This window comes from Microcoleus sp. Pol7_A1 (genome assembly GCF_036701085.1).
Taxonomy (GTDB): domain Bacteria; phylum Cyanobacteriota; class Cyanobacteriia; order Cyanobacteriales; family Microcoleaceae; genus Microcoleus; species Microcoleus asticus.
The window spans coordinates 1-25343 of sequence record NZ_JAUBQD010000064.1 but is presented as its reverse complement, the minus strand read 5'-3'; the positions used below and the strand labels follow the sequence as shown (position 1 = coordinate 25343).

General features: G+C 45.3%; 18 protein-coding genes. 4 read left to right on the top strand and 14 right to left on the bottom strand.

Annotated elements, in window-relative coordinates; all coding sequences use genetic code 11:
* Positions 1-404: 404 nt before the first annotated feature.
* From QUA20_RS26180 to treZ, 3 genes are all read right to left on the bottom strand, one after another.
* Positions 405-554: a hypothetical protein gene (locus tag QUA20_RS26180; protein ID WP_333192537.1), complete on the bottom strand. Its 150-nt coding sequence runs from the start codon at positions 552-554 to the stop codon at positions 405-407.
* A gap of 198 nt (positions 555-752) precedes the next feature.
* Positions 753-3548 carry a malto-oligosyltrehalose synthase gene (treY, locus tag QUA20_RS26175; RefSeq protein WP_333192534.1) on the bottom strand — a complete coding sequence of 932 codons (2796 nt, stop codon included), beginning with the start codon at positions 3546-3548 and terminating at the stop codon, positions 753-755.
* Positions 3549-3788: 240 nt separating this feature from the next.
* Positions 3789-5618, bottom strand: coding sequence for a malto-oligosyltrehalose trehalohydrolase (gene treZ / locus QUA20_RS26170; protein ID WP_333192533.1), 1830 nt, complete (start codon positions 5616-5618; stop codon positions 3789-3791).
* A 317-nt stretch (positions 5619-5935) separates the two neighbouring features.
* On the opposite strand from treZ, the gene QUA20_RS26165 reads away from it, so the two are divergent.
* Together QUA20_RS26165 and QUA20_RS26160 are read left to right on the top strand one after the other, a co-directional pair.
* Positions 5936-7996 carry an amylo-alpha-1,6-glucosidase gene (locus QUA20_RS26165; RefSeq protein ID WP_333192531.1) on the top strand — a complete coding sequence of 687 codons (2061 nt, stop codon included), beginning with the start codon at positions 5936-5938 and terminating at the stop codon, positions 7994-7996.
* A 35-nt stretch (positions 7997-8031) separates the two neighbouring features.
* Positions 8032-9072, top strand: a complete 1041-nt coding sequence (locus QUA20_RS26160; protein ID WP_333192529.1) for a glucokinase — start codon at positions 8032-8034, stop codon at positions 9070-9072.
* A gap of 291 nt (positions 9073-9363) precedes the next feature.
* Here the strand turns inward: QUA20_RS26160 and QUA20_RS26155 are convergent, their stop codons facing one another.
* From QUA20_RS26155 to QUA20_RS26125, 7 genes are all read right to left on the bottom strand, one after another.
* Complete coding sequence (locus QUA20_RS26155; protein WP_333192527.1) at positions 9364-11130, bottom strand: tetratricopeptide repeat protein; 1767 nt, start codon at positions 11128-11130, stop codon at positions 9364-9366.
* A gap of 83 nt (positions 11131-11213) precedes the next feature.
* The gene (locus QUA20_RS26150; RefSeq protein ID WP_333192524.1) at positions 11214-11699 is read right to left on the bottom strand and encodes a hypothetical protein; all 486 of its coding nucleotides are present in this window, start codon (positions 11697-11699) and stop codon (positions 11214-11216) included.
* Positions 11700-11783: 84 nt separating this feature from the next.
* On the bottom strand, positions 11784-12233 hold the full coding sequence (locus QUA20_RS26145) for an EVE domain-containing protein (RefSeq protein ID WP_333192521.1): 450 nt from the start codon (positions 12231-12233) through the stop codon (positions 11784-11786).
* Positions 12230-14590, bottom strand: coding sequence for an FHA domain-containing protein (locus QUA20_RS26140; protein WP_333192519.1), 2361 nt, complete (start codon positions 14588-14590; stop codon positions 12230-12232). Before QUA20_RS26140 ends, QUA20_RS26145 begins: the two co-directional genes overlap by 4 nt.
* 77 nt (positions 14591-14667) lie before the next feature.
* Positions 14668-16602: a P-loop domain-containing protein gene (locus QUA20_RS26135; protein ID WP_333192517.1), complete on the bottom strand. Its 1935-nt coding sequence runs from the start codon at positions 16600-16602 to the stop codon at positions 14668-14670.
* A gap of 178 nt (positions 16603-16780) precedes the next feature.
* Positions 16781-17818: a M20/M25/M40 family metallo-hydrolase gene (locus tag QUA20_RS26130; protein WP_333192515.1), complete on the bottom strand. Its 1038-nt coding sequence runs from the start codon at positions 17816-17818 to the stop codon at positions 16781-16783.
* A gap of 365 nt (positions 17819-18183) precedes the next feature.
* Complete coding sequence (locus tag QUA20_RS26125) at positions 18184-18762, bottom strand: hypothetical protein (RefSeq protein ID WP_333192513.1); 579 nt, start codon at positions 18760-18762, stop codon at positions 18184-18186.
* A 332-nt stretch (positions 18763-19094) separates the two neighbouring features.
* On the opposite strand from QUA20_RS26125, the gene QUA20_RS26120 reads away from it, so the two are divergent.
* Both QUA20_RS26120 and QUA20_RS26115 read left to right on the top strand, forming a co-directional pair.
* On the top strand, positions 19095-22436 hold the full coding sequence (locus QUA20_RS26120; RefSeq protein WP_333192510.1) for an EAL domain-containing protein: 3342 nt from the start codon (positions 19095-19097) through the stop codon (positions 22434-22436).
* A 39-nt stretch (positions 22437-22475) separates the two neighbouring features.
* Positions 22476-23012 carry a Uma2 family endonuclease gene (locus QUA20_RS26115; protein ID WP_333192507.1) on the top strand — a complete coding sequence of 179 codons (537 nt, stop codon included), beginning with the start codon at positions 22476-22478 and terminating at the stop codon, positions 23010-23012.
* A 50-nt stretch (positions 23013-23062) separates the two neighbouring features.
* On the opposite strand, the gene QUA20_RS26110 is transcribed toward QUA20_RS26115, so the two are convergent.
* The 4 genes from QUA20_RS26110 to QUA20_RS26095 all read right to left on the bottom strand — a co-directional run bounded on the left by QUA20_RS26110 (position 23063) and on the right by QUA20_RS26095 (position 25093).
* Positions 23063-24178, bottom strand: coding sequence for a PepSY-associated TM helix domain-containing protein (locus QUA20_RS26110; RefSeq protein ID WP_333192505.1), 1116 nt, complete (start codon positions 24176-24178; stop codon positions 23063-23065).
* 54 nt (positions 24179-24232) lie between these two features.
* Positions 24233-24472 carry a TonB-dependent receptor domain-containing protein gene (locus QUA20_RS26105; protein ID WP_333192503.1) on the bottom strand — a complete coding sequence of 80 codons (240 nt, stop codon included), beginning with the start codon at positions 24470-24472 and terminating at the stop codon, positions 24233-24235.
* Positions 24463-24615 (bottom strand): TonB-dependent receptor, encoded by a 153-nt coding sequence (locus QUA20_RS26100; protein WP_333192501.1) that lies wholly within the window; start codon positions 24613-24615, stop codon positions 24463-24465. Before QUA20_RS26100 ends, QUA20_RS26105 begins: the two co-directional genes overlap by 10 nt.
* 331 nt (positions 24616-24946) lie before the next feature.
* Positions 24947-25093 carry a hypothetical protein gene (locus QUA20_RS26095; RefSeq protein WP_333192499.1) on the bottom strand — a complete coding sequence of 49 codons (147 nt, stop codon included), beginning with the start codon at positions 25091-25093 and terminating at the stop codon, positions 24947-24949.
* Positions 25094-25343: the final 250 nt, after the last annotated feature.

Sequence of the window (25343 nt, the reverse complement as noted above, 5' to 3'; positions counted from 1 at the left end):
TAAATTTCCATATTTTGGGATAAATTCAGTGCATTCTCGAAGGCATGACGTAGTAAGCGCTTTCCCAAGCCTCTACCTTGCATCGATCGACTGCCTGTTTCCCAAGGAGCATAGGAGGGGATAGTTGGGGAGATTGTCTGGCAACAAGTTAGCTGCTAGCTGGGTGCGATCGAGTAAATTAGCGCTGCAAGCATAATAGCCTGCTATTTTCTAGTTATTTTCACCGGCTAAAGCTACAAAAGTTCTAGCAGTACCGAGCCGATCCTTCTGCTTTGCATATCGTTTGAGAGAGGGATCTAATTATGTATTTCTCAAATTTAACGGGTCTTTTCTAAGACTGCTCGTACTTCGGTTTATATCTTCTAAACGGTTAATAGCTTAATTCACTCGCTTTACTGTTCTGTTTAATAATCTGCCAATAATGCGAGGAATCCTTCAGACGGTGCTGGCGGGTGTTCGATGACTGACAGTAAAAAGGCTCGATCGCGATCGGACAGTGGAGCAGGCCTATTATTATAAGCTGCGGGGCCTTTGCTCGTAGCATCGGCTGGCAATGAATTCGTCTCGGAAAAATAGGTAAGCCCACTAAGAAACTCTGGTTTCGGTACTGGTTCCGGTTGAGACGAGCGATCGCATTTTGCTATTCATCGCGCTACTCAAATTGCTTTGCTGCTATTTTTATAACTAAAAAAGCGACAGGTCAAAACCTGCCGCTAGCTGCATAAAGTCCGCCCTGGTAGACTATTTAAGTGCTATTTTTTACCGATCAGCAGAGCCGCGGGAAAGTAACTCAGAGCTTCACTAATTGCCAACGTACCGTTACTTTCTACCGCCTGATTTGTAATCGCATCTTTCCAAACCGACGGCATTTCCTCGGACAATTTCAAATTAGTATCTTTCCAGACTTCTTTGCCGAGCGGCATTTCTTCCGGTTTGACAATTCCCGCCAAAAACCGGGGAGCAATGACAATAACGGTAGTATCTTCAAAGCTTCTGGCAAAGGCAACAACATTATCTTTAAACGTGCCAACTGCTTGCAGGGGCAGATAGTCGCCTGATTGAAAAACTTGCAAGTATTTTTTTCTCGCTTCTAGCACTCTTGCCGTCAAAAACAACTTAATTCTAGCGTCTTCTCGCGTAGCAATCAAATCTTCAACCAGTTGCAAAATATCCGTCTGAGCTTGCTCTTTAATTTCCCGCAAAACCTCGATCCTGCGCTCAAAGTCAACGGGACGGCGATTATCGGGATCGACGTGGCTTAAATCCCAGAATTCCGTCCCTTGATAAATGTCGGGAACGCCCGGAGCCGTGATTTTCAGCAGCGTTTGAGATAAAGAATTGAAAATTCCGTAATTAGCTACTTTTTTACAGAAAGGTGTAAATTTGTTGAGAAATTGATTTTGTTCTGAAGGTTCGAGAACGCTATCGACAAAGGTCATAAAACCAGTTTCGTAGTCGTTATCCGGTCTCAGCCAAGCCGTATAAACTTTGGCTTCGCGGACAGCTTTAATGACATAATCTTTCAGGCGATCGACATAATCAGTGTTTTCAATTCCCTCAAACGGAAAACTGCCTAGCAGAGTTTGGTACAGGAAGTATTCGTCATTAGTATCGGGAACCATTCGATTCACAAAGTTGACTTTCTTAGAAGAGTTTACCTCTCTCCAAGACCTGACTTGCTGTTCCCATTCATCGGGAATTTCTGACAAAACGTTTATTCTGGCTCGCACATCTTCGCCGCGTTTGGTATCGTGGGTAGCTGTAGCATTCATTTTGTGCGGCCAAGCGGCTTGCTGCTGTTGGTTGAACTCGTGAAAATCTACTAGCGGAACGCCGAACTGACTGGGGTTTCCTCCGACTTCGTTGAGGGATAAAAGCCGATAGTAGACGTATAAAAGCGTGTCTTCAATGCCTTTTGCCATTAATGGCCCTGTCAACTGCTGGAGTTTCATGACAAAGTGCCGGCGCTGCTCTTTTTGTTCGGTTGTTAGGGTTTCTTCTTCTTCCAGCAAGAGCACTGTTTCGATAAATTTAAGTTCCTTGAGGAGTCGCGGTACTTGTTCTTTGGCGTGGGCGATCGCATATTTTACGTAAGTGCGATCGGACTCTCTCAAACCGTCTTGATTGATGTATGTTCGGTAGACTGGAAAAATTGTTAAAACAGCCGCCAGTGCTTTTTCCAAACCGGGACGAGTAAAGTCGTTTCCCTGTCTGGATTGACCGGAGATATTCTTCAATAGTTGAGCCAGATTGTCTACATCTCCAGCCAAATTTTTCTCAACAATCAGTCCTTTTTTATCTAAAAACAACTGTTCGTAAGGAACATTCAAGCGAGTAAATCTCTGATATATTTCGCTAAATTGCTGTTCGCGATCACACCGACAAAAAACGCCGTTTACGTAGTTCAAAAAGTCGTAGCCGCTCGTTCCCTCAATTGGCCAATATGACGGCAAATCTTCTTCGTGTTCCAGAATCTTTTCAACAGTAATGTAAGTGTCTCCGGTTCTCTCCCGGAGGCGTTTCAAATATTCTGTGGGGTCGTACAGTCCGTCGATGTGGTCGATTCTCAATCCGGTAAACTTTCCCTCTTCAACCAGGTCGAAGATCAAAGCGTGGTTTTTGTGAAAAACTTTAATCTCTTCAACTTTTACGGAAATCAGTTCGTTGACTGTAAAAAACCTTCGGTAGTTAATTTCTTCGGCCCCCACTTTCCAGAAGGCCAGACGGTAAAACTGCTCGGAAAGCAAATCGTCCAGCAAATTAAAACTTTCGGCATTCCCCTTTTCTCCGTTAAAAACTTTGATATTTTCATCGATAAATTCCTGCACCATGGGATTTTGATTGTACAGTTCCCACAGCAGTCCTTTGACAAAAGCTATCTGATCGTATCTGGCTTTACCTTTTGTTTCTGAAGGTGTATTTTTAATCAAATAAAGAATTCCCAAAAACTTGATAAAATCTGGATGGCGTCTGCCTAATTCCCTGGCTAAATGCCCCAAATTATGACTGATAAATTTAGCATAAGATTCAATTTTTACTGGCAATTGTAAGCTATAATAATTGATAGTCAGCCCCATTTCGCTGTATTTGAGTTGAATCTCGCCATTTTCCAGACACTCTCCATAAAAATTCCCCAGCAGCGGAGCCAGCACTCGACCTCTGAGATGTTCGTAAGCGTGATTCCATTCAATATCGAAGTAATCGAAATAGTCGGAATCCGGCCCGTGTTCCAATACGTCTAACAGCAGCAAGTTTTGAGTGTCGTAAGCCATGTGGTTCGGGACAATATCTTGCAGCCATCCCATGTTCCGTTTCTTGATTTCGTATGTGAGCGCTTCAAAGTTTTCTGACGTTCCCAATTCGGGATTGACCTGATTGGAGTCAACGACATCGTATCCGTGACTGCTGCCTTTTCTGGCTTTAAATATCGGTGAAGCGTAAATGTCGGTAATTCCTAATTCTTCCAAATAGCTAAGAATTTGTTTGGCGGCTTCAAAGTTAAAACCTGCATGAAATTGAATCCGATAAGTTGTTGTGGGAATTCGCATCTTAATTTTACTCCTAATTAGTTAGTTGGTGGGATTTGTTGTGTTAAATTAGAAAGAGTAGGTTTGGTGGAGAACGAACTCTCCGTTTCACTCCGCCCAAGGTCATTAACTGGAGATTTTAGTGAGATTTGATATTTGAAATTTGAGATTTTTGCTCCCATCTAAAATCTCAAATCGCCCATCTAAAATCAGTTGTTGGGTTGGGCGGAGCGAACCCTACGCTTCGCTCCGCCCAACCTACTATTTCTGTATTATTTCGTAGAGTGCGAAACTCTGGGGTTTAACAGTCAATTCTTGCTGTGAATTTATCTTTTCAGGCAAGCTAGAACCTGAACCCATCCATTTTTCATCAGCAGAGTCTAAAATTTTGTTCCAGTTGCCTTGGGGAAGTGCAGCCGTAAAAGCTACCTCTTGCCTGTTGAAGTTTAGAATGCAGAATATCTGGCTGTCATCTGTCCAGCGACGTAGAAATAAGATTTTTTCCGCTTCAATGCTGGACACTTCTAGACTGTTTTTGTCTAGTTTTTTAAGGGCCGGTATTGTCCGCCGCAGTTGAATCAAATGTTGGTGCCATTCCCAAAGGATTTTGTGTTTGCCTTCGGTTTGTTTTTCCCAGTTTAACTTACACTTATTGAAAGTCTCAGGACTCTGGGGGTCATTAAACTCGCCTCGGCCTTCAAAGATTTTAAATTCTTGTTGTTTGTCTTTGCGGACAGCTTCAATTAAGTTTTCGTCTGAGTGGGAAATGAAGTAAAAAAACGGTGCGTCTTCTCCGTATTCTTCTCCCATAAAGAAGAAGGGAATGTAGGGAGAAATTAAGACTGTGCCGGCTGCAAGTTTCAATCCTCCCAAGTCAACTATTTTGGATAGTCTGTCTCCCAAAATGCGGTTGCCGATTTGGTCGTGGGTTTGGGCAAACACCAGAAATTTATGACCCGGTTCATCCTTAACAGAATTGCCGTGTCTCCGCTTTCTGTGGGGGGCGTACTGGCCGGAGTAAACAAAGCTTTCTTTGAAGGCTTTTTCTAAGTGTTCGCACTTGCCGAAATCTTGGTAGTATCGGTCGTTTTCTCCGGTGAGCAAGGCGTGCAATGCGTGGTGGAAATCATCGCACCATTGGGCGTCTAATCCGAAGCCACCGAGTTCTTTGGGACGTATAGTGCGGACATCATTTAAGTCACTTTCGGCTATTAAGTAAAGTTGCCGTCCTACTTCTTGGGAAATATCGGCTGTGGCATCGGATAGTTCTTGTAAAAAAGGTCTTGCACCTACTTCAAATATTGCTTGAATTGCATCTAATCTCAGGGCATCGATGTGATAGTCTCGAAACCAGTAGAGGGCGTTTTCAATAAAGTAGTTACGCACGCCGTCGCTGTAGGCATCGTCGAAGTTGAGGGGATCTCCCCAAATCGAGCCGTATTTTGATGTAAAGTAGGGGCCGAAGTCCCTGAGATAATTTCCTTCGGGGCCGAGGTGGTTGTAAACTACATCGAGAATTACTGAAATACCGTGTTCGTGGCAGGCGTTGACGAGTTTTTTGAAGCCTTCGGGGCCGCCGTAGGAGTTTTGGACGGCGTAGGGATATACGCCGTCGTATCCCCAGTTTCGCTCGCCGGGGAATTGGGATACTGGCATTATTTCGATGGCGTTGATTCCCAATTCTTTAAGTTGTTTGAGTTGGGGAATTATTGCTTCAAATGTTCCGGTTTGGGTGAATGTGCCGACGTGCAGTTCGTAAATAATCATTTCGGCTAGCGGCACCCCTTGCCAATTTGGATCGGTCCAAGTAAAAACGTTTTGATCTATTACTTGCGACGGGGCGTGTACGCCTTGGGGTTGATATTTTGATGCTGGGTCTGGTCGGTCGGTTTTTCCTTCAATTTGGTAGGTATAAAGGGTTCCTGGTTCAATGTCTGTAGCTGTGGTTTGCCAATAACCTTCTGCCGATTGTTGCATGGGTATCAGGCGTTTTTTGGGGGAAACAATTTGGACTGCTATTTGTTTGATGGTGGGCGCCCAAACGGTAAATTCACATTGGTTGTTGCCGAGGTAATTTGCTCCTATCTTCACTTTGAGCTGTTCTCCTTATAAAATAGGTTAGTGGTTCGATCGCCCGACGCGCTATCAAATGCTTGGCCCTTAACGTTCAGCGCCTGTTTAGAAGGTAATATTACTTAATATAACAAACAACTAACTTTAGACAGAGCCATCAAGGGTTAGAATTGTGTATTAGGCAAAAGTAGCTGTTGGTTATGTCTAAATTAGAGCATGAATCTGCACGGGGGCGATCGCCAAATTAACGACCAGCAAGGGTTAATATTTCTGGTTGATATCATGTCGAAAATCTACCTAAAGGTAGGTCAAAAATCAGCGCGAGTGTGGATTTTATGGTTATGGCTTTTGGACGGGAAATCTGCTGCAATCTCGACTCGGCGGAGTCTCGGGAGTGGTTGGTCACAAACGGGATCGGCGGTTATGCTAGCGGGACGATCGCAAATCTCCTCACCCGCCGCTATCACGGCTTGCTGGTAGCCGCCCTCAAACCCCCGCTGGGACGCACTTTGATGCTCGCCAAGCTGGACGAGACGGCTGTGTATAACGATCGCCCCTATCCGCTTTATACAAACCGCTGGGCCGACGGTACGATCGGACCCCACGGCTACAAATATGTCGAAAGCTTTCACCTCGAAGGCACGACGCCAGTTTGGAGGTTTGCTCTCGCCGACGCTATCCTGGAAAAGCGGATTTGGATGCAGCAAAGTGCTAACACAACATATATTCAATACCGGTTGCACCGCGCCTCAAAACCGATCGCCCTCGCTGTTAAAGCCCTAATCAACTATCGCGACTACCACCACACGACGAGCGCCGGCGACTGGCAGATGAGCCTAGAAACCTTGCAGAGCGGGGTTTGCGTGACGGCCTTTCCCAAGTCTGCACCCCTGTACCTGCTGACGGATGCCGAACCAGAGGCACAATTTCGCGTCTCTACGCCCTTATACAATTGGTACTACGGATTTGACTTGGCAGCAGAAAAGCGGCGCGGATTGGACTGCTGCGAGGATCACTTGCACGCGGCGACTTTTCACATGACGATCGCACCGGGAAGTTCTCTCACATTGATAGCCAGCACCGAGAAAAATCCAGAACTCAACGGCGGTAAAGCTTTAGAAGTGCGCCACACTTATGACCAACAACTGCTGCACAACTGGTCCAAAGTGAGCGAATCTCCCGACTGGATCAATACCTTAGTGCTAGCCGCCGACCAATTTATCGTCAGCCGCCCGCTACCGGAGGAACCCGAAGGCAAAACGATCATCGCCGGATATCCCTGGTTCAGCGACTACGGGCGCGACACGACGATCGCCCTACCAGGCCTCACAATCTGTACCCGGCGATGGGAAATTGCGCGATCGATTTTGCGGACATTTGCGCGGTATGTCGATCGGGGGATGCTGCCGAACCGCTTCCCGGATGCGGGCGGCGCACCGGAATACAACACCGCAGACGCCACTCTGTGGTACTTTGAGGCAATTCGCGCTTATATCGAGGCCACGGGGGACGAGGAGCTTTTGAGCGAACTCTGGCCGACATTATGTGAGATAGTTAATTGGCACGTACAGGGAACTCGGTATAACATCCGCCTCGATTCCGATGACGGTTTAATCTACGCCGGCGAGAAGGGTGTGCAACTGACTTGGATGGACGCGAAAATCGGCGATTGGGTGGTGACGCCTCGGATTGGTAAGCCGATCGAACTCAGCGCGCTTTGGTACAATGCTATACAAGCAATGGCAAGTTTTGCTCGAAAACTGGGCAAGCCTCACAATGAATACGAGCAATTGGGCGATCGAACGGCCGCCGGATTCCCTCGCTTCTGGAACGCCTCAACCGATTACTGTTACGACGTTCTCGACGGCCCCGACGGAGACGATAGCTCCCTGCGGCCCAACCAAATATTCGCCGTATCCCTGCCCCTAAACTCGATTTCTCCTCACTCCGCCAACTCCTTGTCAGCGGGGATGCGCCAGGAAACCCGCTATACACCGTTACTGACGCCCATCCAGCGTCGCGCCGTAGTGGACGGCTGCGCTCAACAGCTTCTGACTTCTGTCGGCCTCCGCAGCCTCTCGCCGCAGCACCCGCAGTATCGCGGCGCATACGGAGGCGACCAATTGCAGCGCGACAGCGCCTACCACCAGGGTACAGCTTGGGGCTGGCTGATTGGCCCGTTTGTCTTGGCGCACTTGCACGTATACAAAGACCCAGCACAAGCTCGCGAATTCCTCGAACCGATGGCACATCATATAATGGCCGGCGGAGTTGGCAGTCTGAGCGAAATTTTTGAGGGCGACGCCCCCCACTCGCCGCGGGGCTGCACGGCTCAAGCTTGGACTGTGGCTGAGGTGCTGCGTGCTTGGTTGGCAATTAATACTGTGGGTGTTTAAATGGGGAATGTTATGTTTGGTGGAAAAAGAGATTTATGGCATTATTATTAGCGGGCGATATTGGCGGAACTAAGACAATTTTACGCTTGGTGGAAAGGACTGTTAAGGGTGAAATGAACGCTCTTTACGAGTTTCGCTATCCGAGCGGGGAGTTCCCTGATTTAGTACCGATGGTGCAGGATTTTTTGACGGAAGCTGCTATTAAGTTAAATTTTGCACCTGAACCTGAAAAAGCTTGTTTTGCGATCGCAGGGCCAGTGGTTAACAACACTGCAAAACTGACTAATTTGCCTTGGAGGCTGGATGCGAAGCGTCTGGAACAAGAATTAGGAATATCCCGCGTCAGTTTAATTAATGATTTTGTTGCGGTTGGCTACGGCGTGTGGGGTTTAGACGAGCGAGATTTGCACATTTTGCAAGTAGGAAAACCCCGCCAACACGATCCAATTGCTGTTATTGGTGCGGGGACTGGTTTGGGAAATTGTTTTGCAATTCCCGAGGCAAATGGCATCAGGGTTTTTTCTTCGGAAGGGGGACACGGTGACTTTTCTCCTCGTTCGGAGTTGGAGTTTCAATTGCTGAAATATTTGTTAGCAAAACACGACATTCAAAGAATATCCATCGAGCGTGTAGTTTCGGGACAAGGGATTGTTTCAATTTACCAGTTTTTGCGGGACAGAAAGTTTGCTCCTGAATCGCCGGAGGTAGGGGAAGTTATCAAAAAATGGGAGTCAGAAATGGGTAAAAGCGAGAAGAGTGTCGATCCGGGGGCGACAATTGCGCAGGCGGCACTCAAAAAGTGCGATCGGCTTTCGGAACAAACAATGCAAATGTTTGTAGAAGCCTACGGTGCAGTGGCGGGAAATCTGGCTGTGACACTGTTACCTTACGGCGGTTTGTACGTAGCCGGCGGCATCGCTGCTAAGATTTTGCCGCTGATTCTAGAAGGGGGTTTTATGCGAGCTTTTACGCACAAAGGCCGGATGGATTCGCTGTTAGAAATGATGCCGGTTCGATTGGTTTTGAATCCCAATGTAGGGTTAATTGGTGCGGCTGTTTGTGCGGCCGGTCTTTAGCTAAGACACCGGAATGATAGAGGACACGGCATTGCCGTGTCCCTACCCCGATTCATTGTAGGGAAACGGCATTGCCGTATCCTGATTTCTGAGATTATCATCATTTAAGAATCTCAAATTTTATGCGATCGTAAATATCCCTTAAACTAATCTGAAACTCAACCGATTCTAAAACTAACGTCTCATCCTCAGACTCATATACAAAATCGGATGACTAATTATATCATAGCTGGGATTAAGTAGACCAAGTAAAATAGAATATCCTTTCTAGTTTTAATCTAAAATTTAAAATTACTTCCCTTCCAGTTCTTGCAGCTTCCGCTGGGCAAACTCCTTCACCTGCGGATATTGAGCGACGGCTAAAGCTTGGCGATAGCTTTCAATTGCTTTTACTTTGTCGCCTTTGAGTTCATAAGCAATGCCGCGATTGTTGAAGGCTTCTGCATCTTTAGGAGTGAGTATAAGGGCTTGATTGTAATCGGCAATGGCGCGCTCGTATTCCTTTTTATCGTTGTAAGCCATGCCGCGATTGTAGAAGGCATTTGCGTATTTAGGATTGAGTATAAGGGCTTGATTGTAATCGGCAATGGCGCGCTCGTATTCCTTTTTATTGTTGTAAGCATTGCCGCGATTGTAGAAGGCATTTGCGGATTTAGTATTGAGTATAAGGGCTTGATTGTAATCGGCAATGGCGCGCTCGTATTCCTTTTTATCGTTGTAAGCATTGCCGCGATTGTTGAAGGCTGCTGCATCTTTAGGATTGAGTAGAATGGCTTGATTGAAATCGGCAATGGCGCGCTCGTATTCCTTTTTATTGTTGTATGCACTGCCGCGATTGTTGAAGGCTGCTGCATATTTAGGATTGAGTAGAAGCGCTTGATTGTAATCGGCAATGGCGCGCTCGTATTCCTTTTTATTGCCGTAAGTATTGCCGCGATTATAGAATGCTGCTGCGTATTTAGGATTGAGTATAAGGGCTTGATTGAAATCGGCAATGGCGCGCTCGTATTCCTTTTTATAGCTGTAAGCAATGCCGCGATTGTTGAAGGCATCTGCGTATTTAGGATTGAGTATAAGGGCTTGATTGAAATCGGCAATGGCGCGCTCGTATTCCTTTTTATTGTTGTAAGCAAGACCGCGATTGTAGAAGATTTCTGCGTATTTAGGATTGAGTAGAATGGCTTGATTGAAATCGGCAATGGCGCGCTCGTATTCCTTTTTATCGTTGTAAGCAAGGCCGCGATTGTTGAAGGATTCTACGTATTTAGGATTGAGTAGAATGGCTTGATTGAAATCGGCAATGGCGCGCTCGTATTCCTTTTTATCGTTGTAAGCAAGGCCGCGATTGTTGAAGGATTCTACGTATTTAGGATTGAGTAGAATGGCTTGATTGAAATCGGCAATGGCGCGCTCGTATTCCTTTTTATAGTAGTAAGTATTCCCGCGATAGAAATAGATAGTGGCTGGGTCAAGTGCAGCTTTATTTGGTTTAGCCACTGAAAGTGCTTCCGTTAGTTGCTTAATAGCATTATCCCAATCATCCGCTGCATAAGCAGACACCCCCAATGTCACCAACGTTAAATATTTCAGTTCCTCCGCTAAATTGACTTGTACCTCAAAACGTTCTAGGGAAGCCACCGCCATTGTGCGAATTTCTCCCTGCACTTGCTTACCTACATCGATATAATCCTTTGCTGCTGAAAGAATCTCAAAATTCACGCTGACTGCTGCTTTCTGCTGCGTCTTGCCATACCAACCCCAAATCACAATATCCGCATTTTTATTCTTGCCCAATTCCCGCGCTTTATCTTTACCTTCCTGCTGACTAATCGCTTGTTTGAGGGGCTGAATTTTCACGGTTGGGTAATTTTTAGTTGCATCCTGCAAATTCTGTAAAATCGTTTCTGTGACGCGATAATTTTTCGCATCCACCCCATCAAACTCCGCTAACAGAACCGTTACAGTTTGGTTTTTTTGTTCGCACTGTTGTATCAGACATAGAGGTGATAACTGAGGTTGTAGAAAATGCAAACCTATACCGCCACCACCGAGACTCAATAACCCGATCGCCCCTGCAACTAGCCAAAGCCTTGTTGTCCTTTGCGGGTTCCCCGCCGAAGTTCGGGTTATTTCGGAGGGCGTTACTTTTTTATTTTCTCTGCCAACTTACTAAACGTGGGAAATACCCGCCGCAACAATCCTTCCGTATCCAACTCCATCTCATAGGAAATTACTCCCGGCAACAACGGAATCGCTGCTTTGAGTTTTCCCGCCGCCGGAATTCCCGGCTTACTCAATTCCGCTTTGATTTCCTGTAACGCCTTCATCAATTCAGCATTACTATGAACCGCAGGTTCAATCTCCAGAATCTCCACTTCCCCCACCAATTGACTCGCAACTATTTCGGCATCCGCTTCGGGAATCGTCAATCCGGCAATTTCCGCCCGCCAGCGCAGCCAATATTCTCGTTCAACGCTACCGAGTTCTTTTTTGAGTACGTCAATCTGCTGCTGAAGCAGTTCCTTGTCTTCAAAGCGTGCCGTCCGTTTCGCTGTTTCCTTGCCAGCGAGTTGCCTGTAGTAGCCTTGGACTTCAGATTGCAGGTGGGACAGGCGATCGCTAATCATCGAAAACTCCAAATAATATAATAAGTTTAAATCTCATATTCTCACTATACAGCTCGACATCCGCATCTATTTTCCTCTTTTCTCCTACTTCATCTTCAAAATCTTCTCAGCAGCAACTTCAGATACCGGCATCACCGATAACCGAGTGCCTTTCCTGACCACCCAAATCTCATCAGCACTAAACTTTTGTTTCAGTATATCCAAAGATATTAATTTAGCAAACTCCTCAAAAAACTCAACTCTCACAGTTTGCCAGCGAGGTGCATCAAGCTGCGATTTACGATCGTAATATTCGCTATTCATATCGAACTGAGTCGGGTCAGCAATCCCAGTCTCAACGACGCGCACCAACCCGACAATTCCCGGTATTTTAGTATTAGAATGGTAAAAAAACACTAAATCTCCCAGACTCATTTCTCGCAGAAAATTGCGCGCTTGATAGTTGCGAACGCCGTCCCAAGTACAAGTGCGATCGCCCTTCAAGTCCGCAATACTGTAAACATCCGGTTCCGACTTCATCAGCCAGTAATTCATAAAATATCTTTCCGCTTCTGCAACCACAGAGTCAACATCAAATAAACGCAAATATGCACGCACAAAATACCCCAGTTCAAACCCAAATTTTCCCACGTTGGATCGTAAACAGGAGTAGGCTCAAAGGGTTGAGGAAGTATGCTGCCGTCCGGTAATGTAGTAGGTGCGGGAACCATCCCATTCACATTAACTAAAGAGCCGTAAGCACCCACAGACCAGCGGCTTAACATCAGCCAAGAAAACTTGCTCGCCGCACCTTCCATCTTAAACAAAACTCCCGAAAAAATAATCTGAGGCAGCAATAATAGAGGCAAAGCGCTGTTAGCTTGAGAGCTATTTTTAACAAGCGCGGAAACGACTAATCCGAGACTTATACAGCTCATTAAAGTTAGGAATGTGGTAATACCTGCTCCCACAGGCCACGAAATAAAACTCGGTTCGGGAGATTTAAAAGCACTCAGAATAACTCCTACCATTAACAGCGTTTGCAATACTGCTAAACCAGAAAGTATGAAAAACTTTGAACCCAAATAAGCAAACAATCCTAAATTTACCAAACGTTCGCGCAAATAAATAGCAGATTCTTTTACAATTTCTTGCAGAGAAGTTGCCAGTCCTACCCAAATCGCCGCGCAGGTAAATACAAACAAAACTCTGAGCGCCAAAGGTGCTAAAGTTGCCTCCGGCGCTCCAATTAACGGGTCTTTATCTCTGACGGCCAACCGTAGCAAACTAATGCCGATCGGCGCTGTTAAAAGAGCCAAACTCAAGTTAACTAAGTCCCGCGAAATAAGCTGAAAATAGCGCTGGGCGAGCAAAAGGAGTTGTTTGACAAAAGATACAGATTTTGGCACAGAAGGTGCAGAGGGTGTTTTTCCACCGGGGTTGCCGATGCTGAAGTGGTTGACAATATAGCGCTGATAGTAGGGAGATTGTTTAAACTTTTCCGCCCAGATTAAAACGTTGTTTTCTCCTGTTTCTAATTCGTTGTAAATGTCTGCAAAATCGCCAGTTTTGACATCGAAAAAATCGAGCGCTTCCCTAGGCGGGCCGAAGTAACAGAGGCGTCCGCCGCGACCCATAAAAACAATACGATCGCACATCGTGATATTTGCCGTCGCGTGAGTCACCAGAATCACCGTCCGGCCTTGATTTGCCAACTTTCGCAGCAGTTGCATCATCTTCTTATCCAAACCCGGATCTAGTCCTGAAGTCGGTTCGTCTAAAAAGAAAAGTTTCGGGTCTGCTAACAGTTCAACTCCGATGCTGACTCGCTTCCGCTGTCCGCCGCTAAGCTGTTTTACCAAAGCCTTGCGGCGGTGAGTCATTTCAATATCTTCTAAAGTTTTTGCGACTACCTGATTGACATCTGTATCGGGAGGTAATCGCAATTTAGCTGCATAACTCAAGACTTCTTCTACTGTTAAATCTGCGTGAACAATATCATCTTGAGGCACGTAACCGATTTGATTGCGGTAAATATTGAAGTTTTGGCGCAGGTTGTCGCCGTTGAGAAACACAGCGCCATTAGTAGTTTTTTCAATACCTAAAAGCGTCCGCATTAAAGTAGATTTTCCTGCACCGCTACCGCCTACTAAAGCCACAAACTGCCCGGGTTCGATCGCTAATTTTATCCCATCCAAACGCTTCGGAATCACCAGACTGTCAGCATCCAAACGAATTTGATTGCCGGAGTCTTGCATTTCCAACTCACCGCTGCGGTAAGTTAGAGTAAACGGGCCGATCCGAATTGCATCTCCCTCGGACAATTGTACGGAATTTGTGACTCGCTGACCGTTCACAAAAACCCCGTTAACGCTGTGGTCTCGCAAAATATAATTGCCGCGACTGTCTTGGTCAACTGTGGCGTGGCGTCTAGAAACAAGCGGCGCATCTAATTGCAGCGAAGCGTTTGGATCGCGACCCAACAAAACCGACCGATTCTTAAGAAGAATTGACTGCTTGCTAGAGATAGCAACCTGATTCGCCAGCGGATTAAAATAACTCAGCAAAACTTGATTTTGAGGATCGAGACCGATTTTAATTTCTGTACCGTCTTTCAGACAATAACCGTCATTGGGAGTAATGCGAGTGCGATCGACAAATAAGCCATTAGTGCTCGGTCGCTGCCCGTCACCGTCGTAAATCCAGTAATTATCCCCAATTTGGCGCAAAACAGCGTGAACGCCGGAAACTGCCCGCCAAGCATCGGGAATGACTAAATCAGCACGAGTGCGATCGCGCCCCAATACGTGCTGCTGCTGTTTTAACTCTAACTGTAAAACCTCCCCTTGATTGCTTAATACTAAATACGGTCGATCGCTTAAAGCAGTCAGTTGTCCTATATTGCCTGTCATACTTCAATCGCGGTTTTTGCACTCACTTTTGTCAGCATATCAAAAGTAGGACAACAATACACTTATATTAAGCAAGTCTACTTAGCAACAACCGACAAACTGCGAAGCCTATTAATTGCCGCCGCCAATTCAAACCGCCGAAACATCGCAAAATCCCCTTCAGGAAAAGGCGATAAAATATCCATCCCCTGCGCGTCAATATCTGCCATCACCAAATCTATGATTTCCGACAAAGTGCGTTTCCCGTCCGTGTATTGCTGCTTAGCATAAACCATTGCCGCAGCGATCGCCCTTAACTGTCCGCTGTCCACAATTTGCTCAACAGCACCCAAATCAATCTCCTCAGTTCCGAAAGCCAATTCATCAACATCCCGCACCTTCACCCGCACATCTCGCCCCCCCCGACTCGGATCTAAACTAGCAGGAACCGGCACTCTTTGAGTAATCTCACCAAAATATTCTCCCCCTTCAGCAGCACGGCTAATCGAGTAATTATTAGCAATCTCTTTAGCTTTTTCCGTCACATTATATGCTTGAAAATTCTCCATTGCAATCACAGTATCCGCCACATCAAAATAATCGCCGCTTCCCCCCATTACTAAAATAGTCGATACGCCATAATCCGCATACAATTGTCTCACTTTATCAATAAACGGCGTAATCGGTTCCTTATTCTTAGCGATGAGTTCTTGCATTCGGCGATCGCGAATCATAAAATTCGTCGCCGCCGTATCCTCATCCACCAATAAAACAGGCACTAAATCCCCTTCTGAAACAGCGACTAATTGCGTCTCTAAAACAAAAGATTGAGCTTCTTCCTTCTTCCCTCTTCCTTCTTCCCTCTTCCCTCTTCCTTCTTCCTTCTTCCCTCTTCCCTCTTCCTTCTTCCCTCTTCCTTCTTCCTTCTTCCCTCTTCCTTCTTCCTTCTTCCCTCTTCCTTCTTCCTTCTTCCTTCTCCCCACTTCCAAAGCCTCAATAATATTAGCAGCTTGCGACGTGCTACCGCTCGCATTTTCAGTATAAAATTGTGCAGTATCTCTACCTTGCGGCAAGTGGTTAATAAAAGGCGAAATATCAACTCCCGCCACACTTCTCCCATCTTCCGCCCTAATTTTAACTGCCGCCGGATTAGTCACCACAAATTCCCTACCATCTCCCGGAATTCGGTTGTAAACTCCCAACTCTATCGCCCTGAGTAAAGTTGATTTGCCGTGATAGCCGCCGCCAACAATCAAAGTAATGCCAGCGGGAATACCCATACCGGAAATCAAACCGCGATTCGGACAATTAAACTCAACTTTTAACGACGGCGGCGACTGAAAAGCCACAGCATTATTTAACAAAGGGCTGTTGTCAACACCCGTGCGGCGAGGCAAAATAGAACCGTCAGCCACAAACCCAACTAATCCTTTTTCAGCTAACTGTTCCCGCAGCCAGTCAGCATCTTCTACAGTTTCAACATGACGGCGACATTCAGCAGCATTTAAGTTAGCATACTTCAGAGATTTGCTGAAAATTTCCGGGATATCTTCGCACAGCATTTCAGCAGCTTGTCGCCCTAAAATACTGCGTCCACTCGCTGGAAGTCCGACGGCAAATCGCAGTTCAACTCCTCCTAAATCTTCAAGATAGGATGTATTTGAGGAAATGATAAATGCGGAAGTTCGTTCTAAAACTTCTTGTCCGAAGCGAGTCACTGCAATCATACCACTTTTCCCTGTGCCGCGTTTGCTGCTAATGCTGTAGGCTGCTTTGTCAAACTGGCGAGTTAGGTAATCTCTGAGGGCTATTTCTCGACTGCGAGAGTTGAAAAGTTGACAAGGAATTTGAGCAATGTTGGGGGGAACTCTGACTCTCAATTTACTGGGAGAAGCAAACGGATCTCCCTGCACGTAATCAATAATTAATGTGAATTCAGAAAAGTCGTAGTTACCTTGAATGTCTTTGTAGGCTTTGTAACCTCGATTATCTAGTTGCAATAAATGCCGTTGCAGACTTTCTTTGTTAATCATTTGTTATTGGTTATTTGTTATTAATTAATTTGTTATTAGTTATTTTAGCTGCTTCCTAGGCTCTGCCTGGGAACCGATGTCCAGAGGCTCTGCCTCGCTTGCTTTGAGTGGGAAAATCGGAGGCAGAGCCTCCGGAGCAGCGTTACCAGGCAGAGCTTGGTAAGAAGTAGATTACCGATTACCGAACTTCCAATAATTTAGCAGTAGCATTAACAACAATTTGAGCAGAACCGGCGAAAAAAGGTCGATCGATAGTTGCTAATGTATCGCTAGATTGGTGATAGTGGGGCGATCGCAAATTTGCAGTATCCGTCACCAACACAGCACCAATTCCTTTATACCAGAAAGGCGCGTGGTCGCTGCGCAAAACATCGGGAGTCAGCAACCCTTTCAGGGGAACCGGCAGCGCTACCACCGGCGGCAAATCGGCTTTTCCAGACTCCGCAAAACTTTTCAACAGCAGCGGATGTTCCGCATCCCCAATCACAGCGATAAACTCGCCTTTATCGGGAGATTTTACCCCCGATGCTTCTAGAAAAGGTTGCGCTGTCAATCCTTCGGGATATTGCTGGCATCCGGGCGTGCGGCACGCATAACCTACCATATCGAGGACGATCGCTCCCTGCAAATTTTTTAACCGCGCCGCGCTACCGGTGAATGCTAAACTGCCTAAAAGTCCGATTTCTTCCCTGTCGAAAAATGCTACTTGCAATGTCCGAGGTGTGGGGCGAGAACCCAGCAATCTTGCTACTTCTAAAACTACAGCAACTCCCGTCGCATTGTCGTCAGCCCCGGGCGAGTTGGGTACAGTATCGTAGTGTGCTGCCACTAAAATTGCACCGGCGTTTGAGTCAGTACCTTTTCTCTCAGCGAAGACGTTGACCCCTCGATCGAACGACTGCAAATCCGGGGAAAATCCTAATGTTTGCAGTTGTTGGGAAATGTAGTCTCTAGTAAAAGAGCGAGATCGTTCTCCCTCGCGTTCTCCTGCTAAAGTTTCGACGTGTTTCCACAACCGGGACTGGTCAATTGGGGGCAAAGAAAAAGCATCTTTTTCAGCAGGAGGCGGTAAGGGAGAAGGATTTTGGGAAGTGTGGATATTGCGATCGATCGAAACTTCGGGTACAGCCGACAACCGTTGCCACGAGTGAGAACCCCAACCCGCAACCGTCACCGCAACCAGAATAAATAGCGCTATCCAAATCAATTGTTTCATCAGTAAGTCTATTTGAGATTTTAGACAAAGCTTACGCACTCCTCACTCTCATAAACCGCGTTTTTTAGAGGGAGTCCGGGCTGCAACGAAGTTTTTTCGTACAACCCAGTTGATGCGTCCAGGACTGTTAGATTTTATATTTTATATTGACACCATAGTTAAAAATAAACCTGTTTCAAAAAATGAGACTCAATTTTTTTAACATTAGCTACAGCTAAGGCAGAACCAGGTTGTATACTTTTTGATTGCAAGATAATAACCTAGGTAAAAATCTTTGAATTTCGCCGTCGAATATCTTGCTTATTGGAGCCTGCGACGGCGACATCCAACCCTACTAATTTACCTTTAAAATTCACAGTTTAACACTACTTTTTTTCCCACTCAATTTCCTTATTTTCCAATATCAACCCGCTGCTGCTGGGGAAAGCATAAGGAATTGTTTTTGCCGAAAATTCAACTATTTGAGTGGGTTGTTGAAACCACTCGGAATAACTGGGATTGAGTTGATCGTACAGTGCTTTTAAAGCTTGGATCTCTGCCTCTAGCTGCGCTGCTGCTTGATTGATTCTGCGAGCTTGTGCTTGCAATCGTTTTTCCCCAGTTTGAACGTGGTTTTCTACTTCTTGCCAGTGCTGTCCAGCCAGCAAGTTTTCTAATTCACCTTGTTTGTAATTGAGTACAGCCTGTTTTTGTTGCAGTTGCTTTTCAATAATTTTAGTCTCTCGGTCAATCTCCTGGATTTGCTGCAACCACTGCTCCCCAAAAGCAGCATTTTGCTGGTGGAACTCGGCAATGGCCTCAGGAGTATTATTCTTGGGAAAACTGACTGCCACTCGGCACTCAGAGCGCTGTACGCTAAGTTGGTCCCGCGACTCTTGCAGGGCGGCAACTTCTGCTTGCAGCGCGCGGACTTCTTTTTGGAGTTCTGGGATAGTCTGACTCATTGGTTCAATTAGTGGGTGTCTGCATCGATTTTAAGCTAATTGTTTATTTTTATAACCAATCCCAGCCGCTTCCTTGGAAGAATTATCTAATTTTAGCGCGCTTAGGGCCGGTGTCTAAGCATAATGGCTGAGAATTTGTGGCACAATGGCTGATGACACATTTTAACTTAAGATTAAAATGATAATTATTTACGAACACCAATATTTGGTTGTAAAATCAAATTCAGCCCATAACGTTGGATATGTTTTGTTGTTTACCTCAAGTTAAGAGCGAGTGTGTTCAGGTTTTTTACAGCGCAAAAGCATCTATTTAACATTAGGAACAGGAGCAAATGAAAATTAGATATCGATTAATTTTGGCATCTTTAACTGCTGCTATTGTTGGTGTGGAATGTTGCATTAATGCAAAAATATTGCTGGCAAGTGTAGGAGATAGAGACGGCCGCGCTCTAGGAGAAAGTTTGGTTGCGCCTGAGAAATTTAGCTATTGGCGATCGGCATCTCGCCCTCCTGCTTCTGTAAGCGCCGACTTATTTTTAGGTAAATTATCCCGCATAGAACCAGTAAATTTACCCAGCAACAATTTTATACAATCTGAGGAAATCCCTGAAAAAGAGCGTAGTTTTAAGTTAAAAATAATCGCTTATCTGGCTGTTATTTCTGTAGTAATCTCCTTATTAATTAGGACGAATAGAGTAAATATCTTATCCAAAGCGATCGGGTTAATCAAAACGAAGTCTGAAACAGGGAAAGACAAGTTACCAGAAGGAGAAAAAGTGTTGCCTCCAAAAAAAGAACAGGATATCTGGGATACTATTACCACAATGACCCAAGATTTGCAGCAAACTGCCGAATATGCCCTCGATATTTGCGAGGAAATGAACGTCTCGATAATTGCGACCACCCCCGGCGGTAATATTCTGTCGTTAAACCAAGCTACCTGTAAACTTTTGGGATACTCTAAAAAAGAGTTGTTAGGCAAACCAATAGCCGAACTTTTTAATAAAACTGAATTACCTACGCCCGAGTTAGAATTAACAAATTTAACAACCGCAAGTTCTGTCTGTAACATAGAAAAAGTCTACCTTTCCAAACATGGAAAAAAAATAATTGTACTGCTTTCTATTTCAACTATTCGCAACGGCAAAGGCGAGGTCAGCGGCAAGTTGTATATAGCACAAGATCTTACCGACAGCAAGCGGGCTGAAAGAAATTTGCGGCGCAGTGAAAAAAAGTTTCGGCAACTGATAGAAACTGTTAATGCAGCAGCATTGATCTATCACGGCAGACAGTTGCGCTATGTCAATTCTCAGACAGAAGCTCTGACTGGATATACTCGCAAAGAATTGCTAGGGTTGGATTTATACGACTTAATTCATCTAGATTTTATAGAAATAGTTAAAAACTGGGGTAAATGCAGCCAGCCACCAGCAAGCGCAGGCTCAAAATATGAAATAAAAATTCTCACGAAAACCGGAGAAGCCCGCTGGATTGAAGCAACTGTAGATATTATCAAATTTGAGAGAAAAACGTCAATATTAATCACAGCGTTTGACATCAGCGATCGCAAATTAGCAAAGTTAGAACTAGAAACATCTATTTCCTTGCTTCAGGCAACCATTGAATCAACAGCCGACGGCATTCTGGCGGTTGACGGCCAAGGAAAAGTTGTCAGCTTTAACCGTAAATTTGCCCAAATGTGGCGGTTGCCAGATTTCCTGCTCGATTTGAGAGATAACAACCAAATTTTGGGTTTCGGAATCAACCAGTTAAAATACCCGGAAATCTTTCTCAACCGCGCTAAAGAATTGTCCGATCGCCCGGCAGCAGAAAGTTTCGATATCATCGAATTTAAAGATGGCAGAATCTTGGAACGCTACTCGCTGCCACAGCGCACGGGAGGCGAAATTACTGGTCGAGTATTCAGCTTTCGGGATGTAACGGAACGGGTGCAATCCGAAGACAAGCTGCGCAAAAGCGAAGAACGCTTTCACCTGCTGACGCGGGCGACCAATGATGCAGTATGGGATTTTGATTTATTAAAAAATGAGTATTGGTTGAGTAAAGAGTTTGAAAACGTTTTTGGATATAAACTCAACGAAACTCAGACGATAGAATTAGAATCCTGGTGGCTAAATATTCATTCTGAAGAACGAGAAAAAGTGATGTTAAGCTTCAATGAAGCAATGAACTCAGACGCTCAATGTTGGTCAGAGGAATACAGCTTCCACCGTGCAGGCGGGGGATATGTTTTTGTGCTCGATCGCGGGTATATCATCCGCAATGAAAGTGGCAAAGCAGTAAGGGCGATCGGCACGATGATGGACATCACTCAGCGCAAGCAAGCTGAAGAAATTATCCGCTATCAAGCTGTTTACGACCAACTCACCGGTTTACCGAACCGGATACTTTTTAACGAACGGCTGCTGGCGTCATTAAAAAAAGCTAAAACAACAAAAAAAATGCTAGCTGTGATGTTTTTAGACTTGGACAGATTCAAAAAGATTAATGATACACTAGGTCACGCTGCGGGCGATCGCCTGTTAGAAGGTTTTGCCGGACGCATCAGCGACACTTTGCGATCGACTGACACGGTTGCCCGCTGGGGAGGCGACGAATTTACCGTACTGCTTCCCGACATCAATTGCTTAGAAGATGCAGTTAAAACAGCTCAAAGAATACTCAACAATTTAAAGCCAGCATTTAAACTAGAAGAACAGGCGTTTCATGTCAGCAGCAGCATCGGCATAGCCCTTTATCCCGATGACGGTGAAGATGCCGAAACTTTAGTCAAAAATGCCGATGCCGCCTTGTACCGCGCTAAAGAAAAAGGAAGAAATAACTATCAGTTATATACTTCAACAATTAATCCCCAAGGCAGCCAGTTGCTAACTATAGAACACAGGCTGCACGAGGCTCTAGAAAAGGGAGAATTCGAGGTTTTCTACCAGCCCAAAGTCAACATCACTACTTGGAAAATTCAGGGTATGGAAGCCCTGCTGCGCTGGCAACATCCAGAATTAGGTTTAGTTACTCCCGCTACATTTATCCCGATCGCCGAAGAGAACGGACTAATTGTATCCATTGGGGAATGGGTGCTGCAAACTGCCTGCACTCAAAATAAAGCTTGGCAGGATGCTTTGCAGCCAGATTTGCGGGTAGCAGTCAACGTTTCGGCTCGGCAGTTCCAGCAATTTAATTTATTAGAAATGGTAGCGAACTGCTTGGAAAAAACTGGTTTAGCACCCAAGTATTTAGAGTTAGAAATTACCGAAACTACAGCAATGCAAGATGTGGATTATACCACAACAGTTCTGAGGGAGTTGCAGAATATGGGAGTGCAGATTGCGCTGGACGATTTCGGCACGGGTTATTGTTCTTTAAATTATCTCAAAAAGTTTCCCTTGAATATCTTAAAAATAGACCGGTCGTTTGTCAGCGAACTGACGACCGATCCGTGCGAACGGGCGATCGCCAATGCTGTAGCGACCCTGGGGCGAGATTTGAACTTGAGTGTTGTAGCCGAAGGAGTAGAAACTAAAGAGCAGTTGGAGTGTTTGCGATCGCTCCACTGTCAAGAAATTCAGGGTTATTATTTCAGCCCTGCACTATCAGCCAATGATGCTAGCAAGCTCTTGGTAAATTCTCAGTTGCGACAAGTAAAAACTGCATGATACTTATCGGTGAGGGCGATCGGGCTTTAAGATTATTTAATGTTTAATTTTATCTATGAAAGTATATTAAGTGCGCGAGTAAAGGAGAGTATCACGATCCAAATCAACCTGCTAAAACTAACTTTCGAGGAATTCCTCAGCTATGAAGACAATACCGACAACCGCTACGAATTGACTGATGGAGAGTTCATCGCGCGGCCGCCAGAATTAGAACCCAATACCGCCATTGCCAACTATTTATTTTTGGTGCTAGTTAATGTTGGCATCCCTTGGCGGCTCATCAAAACGCATAACTGCGAAATCCAGGTTCCTATCTTGCGATCGGGCGATGCAGCTAACCGCTATCTCGACTTGGTAATCCTCACCGCAGAGCACATCCCGCTGACGGCAAACAGGCTGACTTTCACCCTCAATATACCTGCCCCTCAGTTGGTAGTTAAGGTCGTCAGTCCCGGCAGAGTCGGGAACGGGACTACGATCCTCTTCGAGGGCTTCGCCAACGCAAATGAGATCAGTCCTCCGCCTGTGGCAGCCCGGAGTATTGGATTGTTGACCCCTTTCTCTCACAAGCGTTAAATAGGTAAAAATCCAAGCAAACACATTAACGCCAAGCTTGATATATTATTCTAAGAAAGCCGATTTGACTGAGTTTCATCAGCAAGCAATTGGGATGCTGATTCCCGTCTTGCCATCAGCCACCGTCTGCGTTTCCAATTCACCAAACCAGTGATTAATAAAACGGTGGGTATAAAACCGATGAATACATAGAGAATGCGAGTATAAATTCCGCCGAAAAGACCGAAATGAAGAGTACCGATCGCAATCATAAACTTGAACATAGGTGGCGGTTCTACAACCCGATTGACATTCAACACTTTCCCGCTGTATCGGTTCAGTTCTACGTTACTCAAAGCAAATCGAATTGACTCGTGAGGAAGTTGCTTGCTAACCGTAATTTTTTCAGGTTGATGTTCGTCAAAAACTACATAAGTCGTTTTTCCATCCGGCATAGCTGCATCAGCTTTGCGTAATAGTTCGTTTAAAGCTACCGGTTGTTTGGCAGGAGGTAATACTTTTGCAACTTGCGGAGGTTGATTGAATGCAAATAGCAGCACGAAGCCTGAAAGCATGGCACCTGTCGCAGCCATAATCAGTAAAAATGTACTTGATAAAATGCCTCCGACTTGATGGATGTCGTAACTTAATAACGGTAGTGGCGCCGTTGTGCGAACTGTAAAGCCGCTTTTCAATTTTCGCCAACCAGTCCACAACATTATCCCTGTAATTACGATTAGTAAAAATAGCAAACCCGTCACGCCGACAATCACCGATCCAACTTGACCAATGGCTAATTTGTAGTGAAAGTTGTAGAGAAATCCCATTAGCGATCGCTCCCATTTTCTCGCCCCTAAAACCTTAGCCGTGTACGGATTGACAAATGTATCTAGGTTTTCCCCGTCTTTGGCTTTTATTGTTACCTGATAGCTGCCATCCGGCGTTTGAGGAAAGCGAATCGACTCTAGAGGGAAGTCAGGATAAGCAGCTTGAACTGGCGCAACTATTTTATCAAGGGATACTAGCTTTGCTTGGGGAACAACTCGCATTAAAGATGGGTTAATTATGCGATCGAGTTCTTGGTGAAAGACAATGGCGCTACCTGTCAAACTAATGATACTTAGTAATAGCCCGATTGCGATCCCAATCGCACCATGTATTGTTACTATTGGTTGGCGAACTTTCATAAATTTTTACTCCTTATTTATATAAAAAACGTATTTAGCGGTAGGTTAATGACACTAGCTTTGAAATTTTAAACGGCGATAATTAGCCATCAAAACTATACGGAAACCGTTCGCTGAACTGTAAATTGATAGGTCAAATTCAACCCCCTGGCTTTGTTGCTCACTCGTAGCGATCGAAAACCCAAGGGCATTGCTTGGATCGCTCGTCGCTACATTCTGTTTGGTGATTTTGAAGTATACCAGAGTAGCTGATAGTCTACCTCCAAGCAATTCGGTTTTCGCGCCTACTTCCATTCCAATCCTTCCCCTTTTTCGGGTTTCAGCAGAGTATTAGTAATGCCATCTGCTGCATTGTTAGGCTTGAATGAGCGCGAGTAACTGGCGTAAAGAAAAAGCTCTGGGATGGGTTGATAGACAACGCCAAATCGAGGGTTCACGGCACTGGGATTTTGCGAAAGGTCATTCGATTTTAGATTTTAGATTTTAGATTTTGGATTTTGGATTGACCTTACGGATAAATTCGGGGGCTTGAGGATTTTAGATTTTAGATTTTGGATTGATTCCACGGATAAATCACGTGGCGGGTACCATCAAGAAATTCTTGGTCAGGGAGGTTAGAGTCGAAACCGTACAGTCTAAAGATTGCTAATTGATGGAATAGATCGTAGCGCAAACCTGCCAGTAGCTTGAGATTGTTGGTAATTGCAATTCGATCTGGAAGATAAATGCCCAGTTGATTGGTATAGTAGCTTGTGTCATTAAATCGAGTTAAATCATCGCGATTTTGTCTATACCCAGTTGTGGGGGCATTTCACAAATCATCTCAAGCGGCTCCTGCGACAGGATTTGTAGGCTGTTTTGTTTGGCTTCGAGCCACAGTTCCCGGGACTCTGCCTTTGTTAAGCTAATGGTCATAGCAGGTATTGGGTTCAGTTCTGAGTTAACCATTCTAAGAGCGTTGGCGGAGGCAAAATGCGTCCGCCCTCGCGCCGTGCTTAAAATGGCTTTGTTAGCGTTACTTCGCACTGCTCAGCTTTCAGGCAGTGCAAAATATTAGAGAGAAAAACCACGTCACTCACTCTCCTTTCCCACATTTTGTTTTGCCACCACCACAATAAGTCCCCCACCAAGGATTGAATTTAGCCGGATCTTCTTGATCTTTGGT